Source organism: Fusicatenibacter saccharivorans (assembly GCF_027667425.1).
GTDB lineage: Bacteria > Bacillota > Clostridia > Lachnospirales > Lachnospiraceae > Fusicatenibacter > Fusicatenibacter saccharivorans.
In genome coordinates this window covers 206084-223218 of record NZ_JAQEGR010000003.1, presented here as the reverse complement: position 1 = coordinate 223218, position 17135 = coordinate 206084, and the positions used below count along the sequence as shown (strand labels likewise).

The 17135-nt window shown below is 46.3% G+C and carries 13 protein-coding genes; 1 reads left to right on the top strand and 12 read right to left on the bottom strand.

Annotation, left to right across the window (positions count from 1 at the left end):
• Positions 1-52: 52 nt before the first annotated feature.
• From PGS38_RS04465 to PGS38_RS04445, 5 genes are all read right to left on the bottom strand, one after another.
• Positions 53-1738, bottom strand: coding sequence for a formate--tetrahydrofolate ligase (locus tag PGS38_RS04465; protein ID WP_055267749.1), 1686 nt, complete (start codon positions 1736-1738; stop codon positions 53-55).
• Between the two features lie 238 nt (positions 1739-1976).
• Positions 1977-3485, bottom strand: a complete 1509-nt coding sequence (locus tag PGS38_RS04460) for a carboxylesterase/lipase family protein (protein WP_055267694.1) — start codon at positions 3483-3485, stop codon at positions 1977-1979.
• Positions 3486-3496: 11 nt separating this feature from the next.
• Positions 3497-4390 (bottom strand): carbohydrate ABC transporter permease, encoded by an 894-nt coding sequence (locus PGS38_RS04455; protein WP_117801541.1) that lies wholly within the window; start codon positions 4388-4390, stop codon positions 3497-3499.
• Between the two features lie 11 nt (positions 4391-4401).
• On the bottom strand, positions 4402-5325 hold the full coding sequence (locus PGS38_RS04450) for an ABC transporter permease (protein WP_055267750.1): 924 nt from the start codon (positions 5323-5325) through the stop codon (positions 4402-4404).
• Between the two features lie 144 nt (positions 5326-5469).
• Complete coding sequence (locus tag PGS38_RS04445; RefSeq protein ID WP_158579602.1) at positions 5470-7746, bottom strand: helix-turn-helix transcriptional regulator; 2277 nt, start codon at positions 7744-7746, stop codon at positions 5470-5472.
• A gap of 241 nt (positions 7747-7987) precedes the next feature.
• Between PGS38_RS04445 and PGS38_RS04440 the strand changes: the two genes are divergently transcribed.
• Positions 7988-9652, top strand: a complete 1665-nt coding sequence (locus PGS38_RS04440; RefSeq protein ID WP_055267699.1) for an extracellular solute-binding protein — start codon at positions 7988-7990, stop codon at positions 9650-9652.
• Positions 9653-9770: 118 nt separating this feature from the next.
• Here PGS38_RS04440 and PGS38_RS04435 read toward each other — a convergent pair whose 3' ends face one another.
• The 7 genes from PGS38_RS04435 to PGS38_RS04405 form a co-directional block, all read right to left on the bottom strand.
• Positions 9771-11537, bottom strand: a complete 1767-nt coding sequence (locus tag PGS38_RS04435) for a sulfatase-like hydrolase/transferase (protein ID WP_117801543.1) — start codon at positions 11535-11537, stop codon at positions 9771-9773.
• A 230-nt stretch (positions 11538-11767) separates the two neighbouring features.
• Positions 11768-12391 (bottom strand): V-type ATP synthase subunit D, encoded by a 624-nt coding sequence (locus tag PGS38_RS04430; RefSeq protein WP_117801544.1) that lies wholly within the window; start codon positions 12389-12391, stop codon positions 11768-11770.
• Positions 12392-12411: 20 nt separating this feature from the next.
• Positions 12412-13836, bottom strand: coding sequence for a V-type ATP synthase subunit B (locus tag PGS38_RS04425; RefSeq protein WP_022461684.1), 1425 nt, complete (start codon positions 13834-13836; stop codon positions 12412-12414).
• A 14-nt stretch (positions 13837-13850) separates the two neighbouring features.
• Positions 13851-15617: a V-type ATP synthase subunit A gene (locus PGS38_RS04420; RefSeq protein WP_022461685.1), complete on the bottom strand. Its 1767-nt coding sequence runs from the start codon at positions 15615-15617 to the stop codon at positions 13851-13853.
• Positions 15610-16197: a V-type ATP synthase subunit E gene (locus PGS38_RS04415; RefSeq protein WP_055220230.1), complete on the bottom strand. Its 588-nt coding sequence runs from the start codon at positions 16195-16197 to the stop codon at positions 15610-15612. Before PGS38_RS04415 ends, PGS38_RS04420 begins: the two co-directional genes overlap by 8 nt.
• Before the next feature lie 23 nt (positions 16198-16220).
• Positions 16221-16529: a V-type ATP synthase subunit F gene (locus PGS38_RS04410; protein WP_055220228.1), complete on the bottom strand. Its 309-nt coding sequence runs from the start codon at positions 16527-16529 to the stop codon at positions 16221-16223.
• A 50-nt stretch (positions 16530-16579) separates the two neighbouring features.
• Positions 16580-17014 (bottom strand): ATP synthase subunit C, encoded by a 435-nt coding sequence (locus PGS38_RS04405; RefSeq protein WP_022461688.1) that lies wholly within the window; start codon positions 17012-17014, stop codon positions 16580-16582.
• Positions 17015-17135: the final 121 nt, after the last annotated feature.

Here is a 17135-nt window from a genome sequence, read left to right as displayed (position 1 = left end):
TGTGTTTTATTTCATGCTTTATTCTGTCTTTTCAAGACGATATCCTGTGTTATTAGAACAGTCCTGTAATCTTTCCAGTAGCGTCTACATCGATACGCTCTGCTGCCGGAACTTTCGGCAGACCTGGCATGGTCATGATGTCACCGGTCAGGGCTACGATGAAGCCTGCACCTGCGGAGATTTTCAGGTTACGTACGGTAACTTCGAATCCGGTCGGTGCACCGAGTTTGGTCTGATCGTCGGTCAGGCTGTACTGGGTTTTTGCCATACAGATCGGGCAGTTGCCAAATCCGAGAGCCTCTAACTGTTTTGCCTGTTTCTGTGCATTTGCGGTCAGAACCACTCTGCTTCCGCCGTAGATCTTCTGAACGATGGCGTTCAGTTTCTCTTCGATGGAGCCTTCCAGATCGTATGCATAGGTGAAATCGTTCGGCTGCTCGCAGAGACGGACAACTTCTTCTGCCAGGGCTACGCCGCCCTCGCCGCCTTTTGCCCATACCTCGGACAGAACAACGTTAACACCGAGCTCTTTGCATTTCTCCTCAACCAGCTTCAGCTCTGCTTCGGTATCGGTCGGGAATGCATTGATGGCAACGACACATGGCAGTTTGTATACGTTTGTGATGTTGCTTACGTGTTTCAGAAGGTTCGGCATACCTTTCTCCAGAGCTTCCAGGTTCTCGCCGTTCAGTTCTGCTTTCGGAACGCCGCCGTTGTATTTCAGGGCACGAACGGTTGCTACGACTACAACTGCGTTCGGTTTCAGGCCTGCCATACGGCATTTGATGTCGAGGAATTTCTCAGCACCAAGGTCAGCACCGAAGCCTGCCTCTGTGATAGTGTAATCTGCTAATTTCAGGCACATTTTGGTTGCTGTTACAGAGTTGCAGCCATGTGCGATGTTTGCGAATGGTCCGCCGTGAACAATGGCCGGTGTTCCTTCCAGAGTCTGTACCAGGTTTGGTTTCAGAGCGTCTTTTAAGAGTGCTGCCATAGCGCCTTCTGCGTGCAGATCGCCTGCGGTTACCGGTTTCTGCTCAGCTACTTTTCCGTAGGTATATCCGATAATGATTCTGGAAAGTCTTTCTTTCAGATCTGAGATGTCGCTTGCCAGACACAGAACTGCCATGATCTCAGATGCTACGGTGATATCGTAGCCGTCTTCTCTTGGCATTCCGTTTGTCTTTCCGCCAAGGCCGTCTACAACGCTTCGAAGCTGACGGTCATTCATATCTACGCATCGTTTCCAGGTGATCTTTCTCGGATCGATATTCAGAGCGTTGCCCTGGAAAATGTGGTTGTCGATCATAGCTGCCAGCAGGTTGTTTGCTGCGCCGATTGCATGGAAGTCACCGGTGAAGTGAAGGTTGATATCCTCCATCGGAACAACCTGTGCGTATCCGCCGCCTGCTGCTCCGCCCTTTACGCCGAATACCGGTCCAAGGGATGGCTCACGAAGTGCAACCATTGCTTTTTTGCCGATTTTGGAAAGTCCGTCTACCAGTCCTACGGATGTTGTTGTTTTTCCTTCTCCTGCCGGTGTCGGGTTGATCGCTGTAACAAGGATCAGTTTTCCATCCTCCGCATCGGTGTCTTTTAACAGGTTGTAATCAATTTTTGCTTTGTACTTTCCGTACTGCTCCAGATATTTGTCATCAATACCTGCTTTTTCTGCGATCGCTGTGATCGGCTGCATGGTACATTCCTGTGCAATTTCAATGTCTGATTTGTAACCCATTGTTTTCAAATCCCCTTTCTTTTTTCCGCTTTGTCCGCCGATTGATAGCCATATTTTACCATGTTTTGTAAGATGATTCAATTGATAATTATTTATTTCACAATCTTTATACGTTTTGTACCAAAAAATGCAGAAAATTCCGCCAAAAGGCGGAGCGGAGAATTTTTCCCTGGAATTTGTCTTTTTATGTAGAAAAGGAACCTGCTTTTTCTGCCCAGGTTCCTTTTCTTTCAGCCTTTTATGCATGTTCCAGCATAATTTCTTTTAAATACCGCTGTACTTCCAGTTCTTTGATTTCTTTGCATTCTGTCTTTTCCGAAAATACCATGTTCTGAGGATTCTCCGGCTGATATGGCTTCCATTCCGGTACACCCTCTCCATTTGGATTTTTCTGTTTTGCAAAATTCGCCCAGCTTTTTGTCATAACTCTGGAAATATCATAATCCGTTCCCGTCATTGGACGCCAGCAGCGTGCAACAGTTCCAAATACATACCACAGCTCGGAGGAATGGAAGGATCCTGCCTCGTTCCCTGGAAGATCGTGGTCAAACAGATACAGATAGCACGGTTTATGATCATGTCTGATATTCAGCTCACACAATACTCTGTTTTTTACCATCCAGGAATGGCTTTCCTGAATCGCGCGCATAATGTCTTCTTTTTTCTCTACCTGCAGCAGTTCCAGGTATTTTTCCGCTGCAGGTCCCATCATCTGACGCTGCTGTTCTTTCCAGACTTCCGGGTCTTCCGGTACGCCGAATACCAGAGTCCATTCCCCGGCGGTGTTTCCAATCATCATCGGCAGATCCGGGTAATTTCCCTGATAATAACTGTCGGATACTGCCTCATCCAGCAGATAATGATCGATCACCGTTCCCATCGGATATTTCATAAATCCCTTCATCATAACTGCCATTAGCTCATCTGCACTCTTGCCGCGCAGTTCGTCTATGGAATGGCATCCTGCATCTTTCATAAATTCAGCGCCCTGTTTTTCTGCTGTTTCCATCGGTTTCTGCCCCATGCCTGGATCCGGCCAGTTGATATCCGCACAGCTCATAATAATACTTCCGGCAATATCTCCTCTGGTAAGCGGTGACACAAGCATTGTCTGCACACTGAATGCACCCGCAGACTGTCCAAAAATTGTAATATTATCCGGATCTCCGCCAAACGCACCAATGTTTTTTCTTACCCATTTGAGTGCGGCAATCTGGTCAAGATGACCATAGTTTCCAGAAACACCATGCTCACTTTCTTTTGCCAGATCCTCGTGGCAGAGGAATCCAAGAACGCCCAGACGATAATTAAACGTTACCAGAATCACGCCTTCTTTGCAAAAAGCTTCTCCGTCAAACTCCGGTTCAAATCCATATCCACCTGTGAGTCCGCCGCCATGTACCCAGAACAGAACCGGCAGTTTTTTCTCCTCCTTCACTTCCGGCGTCCAGATGTTCAGGTACAGACAGTCTTCACTCATATCTTCTGCGGACTGGAAAAATTCATCACCATACAAACTGCCTTTCGGGTGGCGCATCTGCGGCGCAATCGGTCCGAAATGATCTGCATGATAAACGCCTTCCCACTTTTCTGTTTCCTGCGGCTCTCTCCAGCGGAGCTCTCCAACTGGGGCTTTTGCATAAGGAATCCCTTTAAATACCGTATACTGTGGAATATTTCCCGGAATCCCCTCAATTTCTCCTTTTTCTGTTTTCGCAATTCGATTGACTTTTTCGTAAAATTCCATGATCTTCCTCCTTAGCCTTTGATTGATCCTACCATAACACCCTTTTTAAAATACTTCATAACAAACGGATAAAAACATAAAATTGGAACAGATGCCACCATAATGGTGCAGTATTTTATAATTTGCTTATAAGAATCCGCAAGTCCTGCAAGTTCTCCTGAAGATGCGGATGTTGCCGAACTTGTATCGTTTCGGATCAGTACTTCCCGCAGAATCAGCTGCAGTGGATATTTGTCCCGGTCTGTCAGGAAAATGGATGCATTGAACCAGGAATTCCAGTTTGCAACTACATAGTACAGCGTTACTGTTGCAAGCGTTGCTTTTATCAATGGAAGAACAATCTTAAAAAGTACAGCAATTGGTCCTGCCCCATCCAGACGCGCAGATTCTTCCAGTTCTTTCGGAAGCGTTGCCATTGCCGTTCTGACCAGAATAAGGTTAAATGCGCTGACACACGTCGGAAGAATAACCGCAAGGCGGGTATTGTACATTCCAAGGCTTCTTACTACCATATAGAACGTGATAATTCCTCCGCTGAACATCATGGTAAAGGAAATAATCAGCATCAGTGCATTCGACCAGAGCAGATCGCTTTTCGAAAGCGGATACGCTCCCAATACAGTAATCAGCATTCCAAGTGCTGTCGATGCAAACACATAAAAAAGAGTATTTCCATAGCTTCCCATCAACTGTCTTGTCTGAAATACCAGCTTATATCCCTCCAGCGTAAAACCATGTGATTTTAAAATCAATCCGCTCTGGTTCATGACCCAGTTGGGATCAGAAACCGATGCAAACGCCACATGAAGAATCGGCAGCAAACATACAACTGCAAGAAAAATTAGAACCAGATAGTCAAATACAATAAATATTTTTCGCGCCAGAGACGTTTTTGTTTTTTTCATGTTTTTTCCTCCTAAAACAGACTTGTTTCCGAGTACTTCCGGCTGATAACATTTGCACTTACAAGCATAATGAAGTTAATCACAGAGTTGAACAGACTGACAGCCGTACTGTATCCATAGTTAAACTCTTCCAGACCTTTTCGGTAAACAAAACTGGAAATAATATCTGCGGTTTCATAAACCTGAGGGTTATATAAAAGAATGGTCTTCTCATATCCAACCGACATGATGGAACCGATTCGCAGAATCAACATAATAATAATGGTGGAGGAAATTCCAGGCAGTGTTACATGCAGTGTCTGTTTCCAGCGGTTTGCTCCGTCAATTTTTGCTGCCTCATACAGTTCCTGATCCACGCCGGAAAGTGCTGCTACATAAATAATACTTCCAAAGCCAAGTCCCTGCCATAAATCCGAAACAATGTACAAAGGACGCCAGCACGCCGGATCGGATAACAGATTTACCTGTTTTCCACTAAAAAAGGTAACGATCTGCGACAGGACACCTGTACTTTTGGTAAAGTCTACAATGATACCTGCCAGAACGACCATGGAAATAAAATACGGCATATAGGTAATCATCTGTACACCTTTTTTGAAAATGGAATCCTTCAGTTCATTCAGAAGCAGCGCAAAAATGATCGTGAGCGGAAACTCAATGATCAGCTGCAACATACTCAGCACAACCGTATTCCGAATGACACGCCACGCAAATACCGATTGAAAAAAGTCTTTAAAATTTTCCAGACCTACCCATTGGCTTCTGAGAATTCCAAGTTTTGGCTTGTAATTTTCAAATGCCATCAGGATGCCTCCCATTGGAAGATATGCAAATACGATAAAAAATGCAATCAACGGAACCGCCATAAGATACAGCAGTTTGTTTTTCTTCCAGTCTTTTACGATTTCCTTCCTTGTAAATTTTTTTGTTTTCATATGTGCTCCTTTCTTCCCGCCGGACTTATCATTAATCTGATTGTATCGTCTTCCCTGCCGGTTCGAAAGAACCACTTTTTGTGGCTTCCCTCCTTTTTCTGCTGCTTTTTTATGGCCTTTTCTTGTGGTGGTACTCATTTTCTGCTATTTCTGCACCATAGTTTCCCGATATTGGCCCGGAGTCACTCCTTCATACCGTTTAAACGTACGAATCAATGCTCTGGATTCCACATATCCTACCTTTTCCGCAATTTCCTGCACGCTCATTCCCTGCATCAAAAGTTCTTTTGCCTTCGCAATCCGCACGATATGAATGTTGTCTCTCACACCAATTGACGTTACTTTTTTATAGTTTCTGCTCAGATGTGATGTTGACAGATGGAACTTTTCCGCCAGATACTGCACATCCATCTGCGGGTCTGCATAGTTTTTCTCAATGTAACTCTGCACTTCCCATACCCATGGAAAGCCTTCTTTCTCCGTTCCCTTCTGATAGGAAATAATTTTTTCAAACAGAAGATCAATTTTTTCCCTGATCTCCTGCAGTGATCTTACATTAGAAAGTGATTCCAGAATCTCACCGATCTGTCTTGCTTCTTCCGTGCTGTTTTTCTCGAGCTGATCCACATGTGGAATTCCTTCCAACAGATTGCTTACCAAACCATAAATTTTGTATCGCTCCAACTGAAAGTTTTTGATTTCTCCCTGTTCCACCATATTTAACTGTTCTGTCAGCAGTTCATACGCATTCGTGTAGTCTTTGATGGACAGCAGATTTAAAAAGCGTTTCTGAATATCCAGCGAAATAGAATCTTCTTCCAGCGCTTTCCTGGATTTGCTGTCACGATAGTCTAAAATATTCGGAATATCCTTTTCCCAGAAAGTCTTATAGTTTGCCATTTCCTCCGCATTTAAAAACAGCTCTGGAATATCGCTTAGCTCACTGCCCTGGCCTCCGCGGAACACACACAGTTCTGCATGAATAACATCCTTGTGGAAATCAACGATCTGGTTCAGCAGCTGATTGAGTACATCAGCCTCTTCCACCGGCTGACAGATACACAAGATCATTCTGTCATGACGAAATGCAGCCCCTCCGTTCTTACAAAGCAACTCCTCAATAACATTTTGACTTACAAACAACAGCAGATCATAATCTACCGTACCATTCACACAAAATGTAGATTCTTCGATCTCCCTGTATTGGAACATCATAAATTCGAACGGAGCATTTTTTAATGAAATCTCATATTTACTCAGTTTTTCCTGTACTTTTTTCTCATTGATATTACCTCTGCACATGGAAAACAGAAACTCATCTTTTTGCTGCTGCATACTTCCTCTTAACTGTTTCTGTATGTCATGCAGCCTATACTCATAGACAAGCATTGTTTTTTCCAAGGATTTCATCATTTCAGGATAACTGTCTGCTCCATCCATCCGAAACGTATCCAGAATCTCCTGGATTGGTTCTGAAAATGCTTTACTGTAATGCCATGCCAGAAAAACGCCTGCCAACAGGCTCATCAGAACAGCACCCGCAATAATGATAAAATATGTTCTGTTCTGCTGATAAAAAATCGACATTGGAATAGAAAAATAATAGTTCCATACTCCGCTTTGGGAAGATATTCCCATTGTAATATATCGTTTTCCCTGTATTTCCTGCATCACAGGTTCGGAATTGCACACAATCTCTTCATAACTGTTCTGCTGCAGCACATCCTGTCCCTCCGGAACGGTACCAATCATCAGGGAGCGATCTCCGTTTGCCATGCAGCAAATACTCTGCTCAATATAGTCACTCAGGTTTAATATTTTTTCAAACTCTCTGACAGAAACAAACGTAATAACTACACCAGCCCGATGATAGCTTTTATCCAAAATTGGGTTTAAATGGATCAGTACCGCACTTTTTGTGCCCGATTTTAAAATCTGATATGCTCCCTTATTTCTTTCCAGGGAAACCAGATTCTGAAATTCTTCTTCAGAAATTCCTTTCTTTTTCAAAAATGCATCCAAATTTTCGTCCTGGTACCGATAGTTTCCAGTAAACACAGCGTTGCTGTTTTTAAAATACAATACCGTTTCTGCTTCACTTTGCTGCATCGTATTTTCATTGCGCAGAACCTGATTCAATTCTGTATACTTCAGCTGATACTCCGGCTGCTCATCTTCCAGTTCCGCTATTTCCTGAACAATCGGATGATCCGCCAGAAGCTGGCTGATCTTTGAAATATTTTCCAGCCGAATGTCCATCTCATGCTGTACCTGATTTAATAATGCAACCTGCGCATTTTTCGTATTGCTCTTAAAACTCTGATAGGAATAAAAAGAACAGCCAATCAGTACAATCAACAGGATCATCACCAACACCAGATACGTTTTCATCACGGATAAAAATATTTTTTTCTCTTTCATCTTTTGCATCCCCCATGCATTTTCTTCCTTAAATTATAGCACGCACCCCCGGAAAAGTCTCAAAATTGCCCAAGGATCACGCAAAACGGCAATCAAAACACATTCTGGCAATTCTGATTCTGACGGCAAACTGCACCTGACGCAAAAACTGGTTCTTTTCTTTTTTCCCACCTTTCTCTTATAATACAGGTAACGTGCACGAACATTAGAACGAAAATCAAAAGAAAAGGAGATTTCAAGTATGAAAAAAAGAATACGACAGGCTATACGCATGGGCGCCTTATTACAGAGCGTTGTTCTTCTGGCAGGATGCGGTGCTAACGGCAGCACTTCTTCCGGCAGTTCCACCTCTGCTTCTTCTAATACTTCTTCTGCAGCTTCTTCTGTAAGTTCTGACACTTCTGCTGCAGATACTGAAGTTTCTCTTCCATTAGTGGATGAGAAAACAACATTAACTCTCTGGACTCCTATGGATGCCAATGCTGCAAGTATTGTAGATTCTCTCGGTGATACAGAATTTTTTCAAAAGCTGGAAGAAAAAACGAATGTACATATTGAATTTCAGCATCCCGCCATTGGAGACGAAGCATCTGCTTACAATCTTATGATCGCAGGCGGCGAACTGCCGGATATGATCAAAAACAGTGGCCCTTCCTATGTTTATCCTGACGGTCTTGATGCCGCTGTAGACGATGGCTATTATATGGACCTGACAGATCTCATCCAGAAGTATGCTCCTCATTATATGGCTGCTCTCGAAAAGGCCGGAGAAGAAGATGAAAATCTGAAGCGCAGTGCTTATACCAATGACGGACGTATGGTCGGTATCTATCAGATCATGTCAGAACAGCAGGGACCATATGCCGGCATGTATGTCCGCAAAGACTGGCTCGATGACCTCGGTATGGATACTCCGGTCACCTACGATGACTGGGAAACCATGCTTACTGCTTTTAAAGACCAGGAAGGTGCAACTGCTCCGCTGACGCTTTCTTATACTGGATATGATGTATTTGCCAATGCCTTAAATGCCGGTTATGGAGTTTCCAATACTTTCTATCAGGAAAACGGCGTTGTTAAATACGGACCGATTGAAAGCGGCTGGAAAGATTATGTTGAAATGATGCATCGCTGGTACAGTGAGGGATTAATTGATCCTGACTTTATGTCTACAAACGCAGTCCTTCCGGACAATGCAATGGTTACCACAGGAAAAACCGGTGCATTTTGCTCTATTTACACATTAATCGCAGCATACGAAGGTGCAAACTCAGATCCAAATGCCGAGTACGTTCCTGTTCCTGCCCCGAAAGTAAATGCTGAAGATACTGTAAAATTAAATATGTATTATCTGCTCGGTCCGTGCATCACAGTTTCCGCAGATTCTCCAAATGCCGAGCTCTGTGTAAAATGGCTGGATTATCTCTTCAGCGAGGAAGGTGCTCTTTTAGCCAACTATGGTACCGAGGGCGATACTTTTGAATATCAGGAAGACGGAACTCCAGTTTTCACCTCCAAAGTAACTGCCAACGAAGATTATACTTTTGCACAGGCAATGGCTTATTTCACTATGCCACCTTCCCGTGTCTGCCTGCAGGACTGGAAACGTGAGCTTGCCGCCGTTCCGGAAAAAGATCTTGTTTCCTATGATATCTGGGCAGAAGCTGGCACCGAAAACTGTCTGCCTGATGTCAGTGCTATGGGTATTTCTTCAGACGAAAACAAAGAATACAGCAAAATCATGACTGATGTTACGACAATTGTAAACGAAAAAACATCTCAGTTTATCACAGGTGTTATTTCTATGGATGAATATGATGATTTTATCGCTCAGCTGAAGCAGATGAATGTTGATCGTGCAGTAGAAATTGTGCAAACCGTTTATGACCGTTTCCAGGCAAGATAATCGAATCATACATCACTCTTTTGTAGTCTCTCTCTGAATTAACAAAAAACACCGGCCTTCTCCGGAAACAGATTTTTATCTGTCTCCGGGAAGCCGGTGTTTTTATATGTTCTATTTTTTAAGAATACTGCGACTCATCCACATCAAACGGTTCGTCGCAAGGTCCTTCAAGGAGGCGGTAGCTTCCCTTGACGGAGAAGTAGTACCACTTTCCGTCGATCAGCTTCCATCCCTTGACAGCATAGCCGTTTGCATCGATGTAGTATCTCTGCTCGGTGTCATTCGCATAGCGGTGCGGGTTCAGGGATACCCATTCGCCTTTGGCCCAGCGGTCTTCGTCTTCGATGTAGAACTTCCAGCCCTCATCGGTTTTGGTCCAGATGGAGGTTACCTGCTCTTCCATTTTCTCGAAGAATTTGGATTTCTGGGAGAGGTCATCATTGAACTGGTCAAAGGTCAGCTTCTCAGCAAGTGTCTGCTCGCCGGAGAACAGGTTGGTTCCAAGGCCGAGGCGGTCGCCCTCGATGGTGGCGCCGAGGCTGGCAAGCGTGGTCGGGAACATGTCCATGGTGGTGAAACTTCTGTTTTTCTCCTGCTGCGGCTGGATCGGAGAGTTGATGATCACGTTGTATACGGTTCTGGTGTAGTCCGGATCAATGTTCTCACAGAAATCGGAATCCATCGTCAGATGGTCGCCAGAAATTACGATCGTTGTGTTCTCGTAGAAATCCTGCTGCTGAATCCAGGAAACGAACTCGGTGACCTGCTTGCTGGAGCAGTGCAGAACCATTCCGTACTGGTTGTCACCGTCGTTTTCTTCATCGCAGAGCTCACACGGATATCCATCCTCAAAATGGGTGTCTGCGGTCAGCATGGTGAAGTTGAACGGCTCTCCCTCTGCTGCGATTTCGGTCAGGCGGTCTTTGGCAAAGGAAAAGAGTTTTTCATCCTCATAGCCCCACCATTCGTAATATCCTTCCGGGATCAGGCCTTTTTCCATAGCCCAGCTGTAATCGTCTACTTCGTAGTCACCGTGCTCTTTAAAGTACTCTTCCCGGCCGCCGAACTGTCCGATTGAACCGATGAAGAAATACTGCTTGTAGCCTTCATCCGCCAGGACATCACCCAGGGTATTGATTTCCGGGAAGAAGCTGGCCTGATATGCCATCTCATTTCGCTGGATTCCGATGCTGAGAGGCAGACCGGAGGTCTGTGCGAAAATTCCGGCAATGGTCCAGGTTGCGTTTACGGTAGGCTGGCCGCCGCCAAGCAGCTCCGTGTTGGAAAAGCTGATGTTGTCTGCGGCAAGCTGGGTCAGCTCCGGGATATAGTTTTTATCGAATGCTCCGCCGGAGGCTTTGTCTGCGTAGGTGCTCTCCATGGATTCCAGATAGAGATAGATCAGATTTCGTTTCTGTTCCGGGAACGTGATATTCACGCGGTCCGGATCTACGTAGTTGTCTTCTACCACGGTATTGTACGTGCTCTGATTTTTCAGATAATCTTTTACGTCCAGTGCTGCCCACACGTCATTGATGGAATAGACGATGCTGGCGGCTCCTGCCGCGATACAGATCATCCCGAACGCCACATGGGCTTTGCGTTTTTCCCGAAGAAAAATGCTGACCAGAATCAGAAGGATGAGTGCTGCCGCTGCGATCAGCGCACTTGAGCAGACATAACTCATCAGAAGATCATGGCTGGTTCCGGCAATCGGGGCCTTTAACTGGTAAACAAGCTCTTCCATGCTCAGATTCGGCCATGTTTTCCGCATCCAGCGCTCGGACGTAAACAGCAGCACGCCAAGCGTTCCGATCAACACTGCAAACACAGCCAGCAGAATGCGCCCTGCTTTTTTCGTTTTTTTCTGTTTCTTGTGTTTCATCTTCCTGCCTCCAAAAAGCATTACAGCTTACAAAATCTTAACTTTTTTTACAATCGCCTTACGTATTATAGCAAAGACCGTTTTAAAAAGATAGAAAATTTTTATAAAATTTTTGCACAAAAAGTACAGCCAAAAACATATTTTTTGCATGACACATAAAAACCCGCCCGGCACCGCAAATCTCTTCGCGGCCCAAGCGGGTTTTTCATCTCTATTCCGGGAAAGCCTTATCAGCTTGCCTTGTTCTTTCTCTGTTTGATGACCTTCAGTCGTGTGAACTCCTCGCGCTCCTTCTCCTCCAGTGCGTCCGCGATATCCTTGGACAGCTGGGTGTAATGCGGAATCGTGATGTTCTTCAGCGCGTTGGCACGCTTCTGTGTTTTCTTGATTGCCGCAGCAAGGCGGTACGCCGAGTTCTCTATCATGGAAAGGTTTAAGGTCAGGTCTTTTACTTTTTCAAAGGCCTGTCTTGCCTGATCCAGGGACTCCTTCGTGCTGTAGTAAGCATACGTCGGGGCCTGTCCGGACGTATCAGCCTCTACCAGCGGAATTTCCACGCCCATGATACTCCTTGTCTTGATCCGGATGGATTCCTCCACCGGAACGGTATAGGACACGGTCTGTACGTTGGTGATACCGATCTCCATGTTAGCAATCTGCAGCGCCGCATATGCTTCGCGGAACGTCACATCAATCTGACGCTGAATATCCTTCGCCTCATCGATCAGGCCCATGAGCTCGCGGATCAGAATATTCCGCTTCTTGTCCATCAGCTCGTAACCCATGTGGGCAAGTTTCAGAGAGTTCTTTGCAAGAATCAGGTTTCCCTTGGTAGGAAAGGTATTCGGGTCCATTCCGATCTCACTCCTCTCGCTTACTCATTCATGGCATCGGCTTCTGCCTTTGCTTTTGCTACTGCATCAATGGTGGTCGGATGATAATACTGATCCAGAACCTTGGTGTTGACACGGTCGAGCTCTTCTCTCGGAAGCAGTCCAAGAAGCTCCCATGCCTTGTTCAGCGTATCTTCCATGGAACGGTTTTCATCCATTCCCTGGCCGATGAATTCATGCTCGAATTCATTACCGAATACCAGGTACTGTTTATCGATCGGAGAAAGCTCATCCTCACCGATAACGGATGCCAGGGAACGCGCATCTCCTACCTTTGCATAGCAGGAGAACAGCTGGTTCGCTACGTCCTGATGATCGGCTCTTGTGTAGCCCTCACCGATACCGTCCTTCATCAGACGGGAAAGACTCGGCAGCACGCTGATTGGCGGGTAAATAGACTGGCCGTGAAGCTGGCGGTCCAGTACGATCTGACCCTCGGTGATGTAACCGGTCAGGTCAGGGATCGGGTGCGTGATATCATCGTTTGGCATGGTCAGGATCGGAATCTGTGTTACGGATCCCTCTACGCCCTGTACGATTCCGGCGCGCTCATACAGCGTAGCCAGCTCACTGTACAAGTATCCAGGATAACCTTTACGGGAAGGAATCTCTCCACGGGAGGAGGAAACCTCACGCATAGCCTCGCAGAAGGATGTGATATCGGTCAGGATAACCAGGATATGCATGCCTTTCTCGAATGCAAGGTACTCGGCAGCTGTCAGCGCTACCTTCGGAGTGATCAGACGCTCTACAACCGGGTCATTTGCCAGGTTCAGGAACATAACAACGTGGTCAGATACACCGCTTTCCTCGAAGGTCCGGCGGAAGAACTCTGCTACGTCGTATTTAACACCCATAGCGGCAAATACGATTGCGAACTTTTCATCAGAATCTCCCAGGGATGCCTGCTGTACGATCTGTGCTGCCAGCTGGTCGTGCGGAAGTCCGTTTCCGGAGAAAATCGGCAGCTTCTGTCCACGAATCAGGGTGGTCAGACCGTCGATTGCAGAGATACCGGTATGGATATAGTTTCTTGGGTATTTACGGGTAACCGGGTTCAGCGGCAGGCCGTTGACGTTTCTTCTTACCTCTGCGTCAATCGGTCCCATGCGGTCGATCGGTTTTCCGATACCGTCAAAGGTACGTCCCAGGATTTCCTCGGAAAGTCCGATCTCCATCGGATGTCCGGTCAGACGGGTATGGGTATTGGTAAGAGACATGCTTGAAGTTCCCTCAAATACCTGAATAACGGCTTTATCTTCGTATACGGCAACGATACGTCCCAGTTTTTTCTCATTGCCGTCTACGGTAAATTCTACGATTTCCTCGTAGGAAGCATTTTTTACACCTTCCAGAACAACCAGAGGGCCATTGACCTCACTAAGGCCTAAATATTCAATTGCCATGATGAATTCCCTCCTTAACCATTCTTCTCGAGTACCTTATCGTAGAAGGTGTCGATATCTTTTTTGTATGTGTCAAACAGATCCAGACGGTCATTCGGTACATCGTATTTAATAGAAACGACGCGGTCGAAGATCTTGTCCTCTTTCAGTACGGACATTGGCATGCCCATCGTTACGAGCGCTTTGGATTTCTTGTACAGATAAAGAATAACTTCCATCATCTTGTACTGTTTTTCCAGAGATACGCAGGTGTCATCCGGATGGAATGCGTTCTGCTGCAGGAAGCCCAGTCGAATAACTCTGGCGATTTCCAGGGTCAGCTTCTGGTCATCCGGAAGAACATCGCTACCGATCAGTTTTACAATTTCCATCAGGGAGCTCTCAGAGTTCAGGATTCCCATTAACTGGTTTCGCATATCTACGAAGTTTTTGTTTACGTGATCTTTGTACCACGGCGACAGATCCTGCAGGTATTCACTGTAGCTGGTCAGCCAGTGGATCGCCGGGAAATGACGGGCGTAAGCCAGCGATTTGTCCAGTCCCCAGAAGCAGCGGACGAAACGTTTGGTGTTCATGGTAACAGGCTCGGAGAAGTCACCACCCTGCGGAGATACGGCTCCGATGATAGATACGCTTCCCTCTGCGCCGCAAAGGGTCTGCATCATGCCGGCACGCTCATAGAAAGCGGACAGACGGGATGCCAGATATGCCGGGAAACCTTCCTCGGCAGGCATTTCCTCCAGACGGCCGGACAGCTCACGAAGTGCCTCTGCCCAACGGGATGTGGAGTCTGCCATGATTGCTACATCGTAGCCCATATCGCGGTAATACTCAGCCAGTGTCAGTCCGGAATACAGAGATGCCTCACGGGCTGCAACAGGCATGTTGGATGTGTTGGCGATCAGGGTGGTACGGTCCATCAGCGGGTTGCCGCTCTTCGGGTCGATCAGTTCCTGGAACTCCTCCAGAACCTGTGTCATCTCGTTTCCACGCTCTCCACATCCGATATAGATGATGATATCGGCATCAGACCATTTTGCGATCTGGTGCTGGGTCATGGTTTTTCCGGTACCGAATCCGCCAGGGATGGCTGCTGTGCCGCCTTTTGCGATCGGGAACATCGTATCCAGGATACGCTGTCCTGTGATCAGCGGAACGGATGCCGGATATCTTTTCAGGGTTGGACGCGGTACACGGATCGGCCATTTCTGTGCCAGTGTGATCTCTTTTTCGGTGCCATCTTCCAGTTTCAGTTTTACAATCGGGTCAAGGATGGTGTACTTTCCGTCTTTGGCAGCCCAGATAACCGTGCCGTTGACATCCGGCGGAACCATCGATTTGTGTACGATGGAACGGGTCTCCTGTGTCTCTGCAATGATTGCGCCGCCCATCAGCTCTTCGCCTTCTGAAACAGTTACATGGACATCCCATTTTTTCTCTGTATCCAGAGAATCTACGGTAAGACCGCGGCTGATATATTTACCGGACTGCTTTGCAATCTCGGACAGCGGACGCTCAATACCGTCAAAAATGTTGTTCAGGATTCCAGGTCCCAGTGTAACAGAGAGGGCATCTCCGGATGCGGTAACTGTTTCGCCTGGTTTCAGTCCTGTGGTTTCCTCGAAAACCTGTACTGTAGTGGTATCCTTTGTCAGGGCAATAACCTCGCCGACCAGACGTTCTTTACCAACGTAAACCATCTCGGACATTTTAAATCCGGTGTTTCCTTTCAGATATACGACCGGACCGTTGATTCCATAGATAACTCCGGTTTTATTCATGCTCTACACCTCCGTGAAAGATGAAATTCTCCCGCTCTTCGTTCAGAAGGGTCTCGAAGGAATTATCGATCAGAATATTTTTCTCCGGAATGACCGCGCGCACGCCGCCAAGGAACGGCATGGCCGAAATGGTAAGGGTTACGGAGAGTTTCTGCTCCAGGGAAGCCTTATGAGCTTCGTCTGACGGATCCAGATATAAGGTCAGTTTGTCATTTCCGGCAAACGTAACGGCTTCGCGGATTTTGCGCTCCAGATACTCCTCATAGGATGGATCCTTTTTATAAGCGGTAAGTTTTTCACGAACTTCTTTAAACAGTTTTTCTTTTAATTCCAGATTTTTACGGGACAGCTTCCGTCTGATATGAAGCTGATCCGCAGACAGTGTCTTATTGACATCACGTTTTGCTTTCTCGGTCTCGGCAGCAACTTCTTCTTCTGCCTGACGTCTTGCGGTTGCTTTATGCTCCTCGAAGATCTTATCCAGAGCTTTCTGGTGATCGCCGATCACACGTTCTGCTTCACGGTTTGCACTGTCCAGGGAATGATTATAAAAATTCTGAAGTTTTTCCTCAGTAGTCAATGTGTGTCACCTCCAGGGCATTCTTACAGTTTTAATCCAATAGATTCATTTACAAAGGAAGTGATAAAGTCCGGCGCTCTTCCGGTACCGTGACGGTCCGGAATTTCAATGAGCAGCGGAAGCTTATGGTTGAGGCGGACATCCTCCAGAATGTCCGGGAATTCCTTCCCGAACTTTTCTGTAAGGAGAATAATTCCGATCTCTTTGTCTGCCAGTGTTTTCTGCAGTGTATCATAAAGCTCCTCGCGCTCATGAACGACAACGCCTTCCACTCCGGCCAGGCGCATGCCCGTCTGAGTGTCTACGTTATCACTGATCAAGAACATTTTCATTTATGATTCCTCCAACTTAAGGTGAAGATCAATACCTTCCGGTTTTGGAATCAAAGTTTACCAAGAATCATGAAGGAGATGATCAGACCATACAGAGCGATACCTTCGGCCATAGCTACGAAGATCATGGATTTACCAAAGATGCTGCCGTCTTCGCTGATTGCTCCAAGAGCTGCGCTTGCGGAAGATGCAACGGCGATACCGGAACCAATACCGGAAAGACCTGTAACAAGAGCTGCACCGATGTAACCAAGACCGGTTGCAAGACCAGCGCCTGCTTCTGTTGCAGCAGATGCAGTTGTTGCGCCTGCGAAGGAAACAACGGTTGCGATCAGCAGAAGGCCGAAGAAGCCGCTTACATTGGCTGCCAGAGATTTTTTGTAACGATTTTTGTTGTGCTCACCTTTGAAGTAATAAGTCATAGGAACAACGATGGTTAATACCATTGCGATTGCAGTAAGTACCTGTACAAATGCTGAGTTCATAATAGTTTTCCTCCTGAAGTTAATTCATTAAATTTACTCTTTGCTGCGATCCGGAGCCATTTTCACTTTTTCCCGATACAGCTTCCCGCCATATTCACTTCCATTTCGCATGGCTCTGAAT

Bases quoted from the DNA above. Each gene is read 5' to 3' on its own strand.
- PGS38_RS04465 (WP_055267749.1), bottom strand. From the start codon at position 1,738: ATGGGTTACAAATCAGACATTGAAATTGCACAGGAATGTACCATGCAG.
- PGS38_RS04460 (WP_055267694.1), bottom strand. From the start codon at position 3,485: ATGGAATTTTACGAAAAAGTCAATCGAATTGCGAAAACAGAAAAAGGA.
- PGS38_RS04455 (WP_117801541.1), bottom strand. From the start codon at position 4,390: ATGAAAAAAACAAAAACGTCTCTGGCGCGAAAAATATTTATTGTATTT.
- PGS38_RS04450 (WP_055267750.1), bottom strand. From the start codon at position 5,325: ATGAAAACAAAAAAATTTACAAGGAAGGAAATCGTAAAAGACTGGAAG.
- PGS38_RS04445 (WP_158579602.1), bottom strand. From the start codon at position 7,746: ATGAAAGAGAAAAAAATATTTTTATCCGTGATGAAAACGTATCTGGTG.
- PGS38_RS04440 (WP_055267699.1), top strand. From the start codon at position 7,988: ATGAAAAAAAGAATACGACAGGCTATACGCATGGGCGCCTTATTACAG.
- PGS38_RS04435 (WP_117801543.1), bottom strand. From the start codon at position 11,537: ATGAAACACAAGAAACAGAAAAAAACGAAAAAAGCAGGGCGCATTCTG.
- PGS38_RS04430 (WP_117801544.1), bottom strand. From the start codon at position 12,391: ATGGACCCGAATACCTTTCCTACCAAGGGAAACCTGATTCTTGCAAAG.
- PGS38_RS04425 (WP_022461684.1), bottom strand. From the start codon at position 13,836: ATGGCAATTGAATATTTAGGCCTTAGTGAGGTCAATGGCCCTCTGGTT.
- PGS38_RS04420 (WP_022461685.1), bottom strand. From the start codon at position 15,617: ATGAATAAAACCGGAGTTATCTATGGAATCAACGGTCCGGTCGTATAT.
- PGS38_RS04410 (WP_055220228.1), bottom strand. From the start codon at position 16,529: ATGAAAATGTTCTTGATCAGTGATAACGTAGACACTCAGACGGGCATG.
- PGS38_RS04405 (WP_022461688.1), bottom strand. From the start codon at position 17,014: ATGAACTCAGCATTTGTACAGGTACTTACTGCAATCGCAATGGTATTA.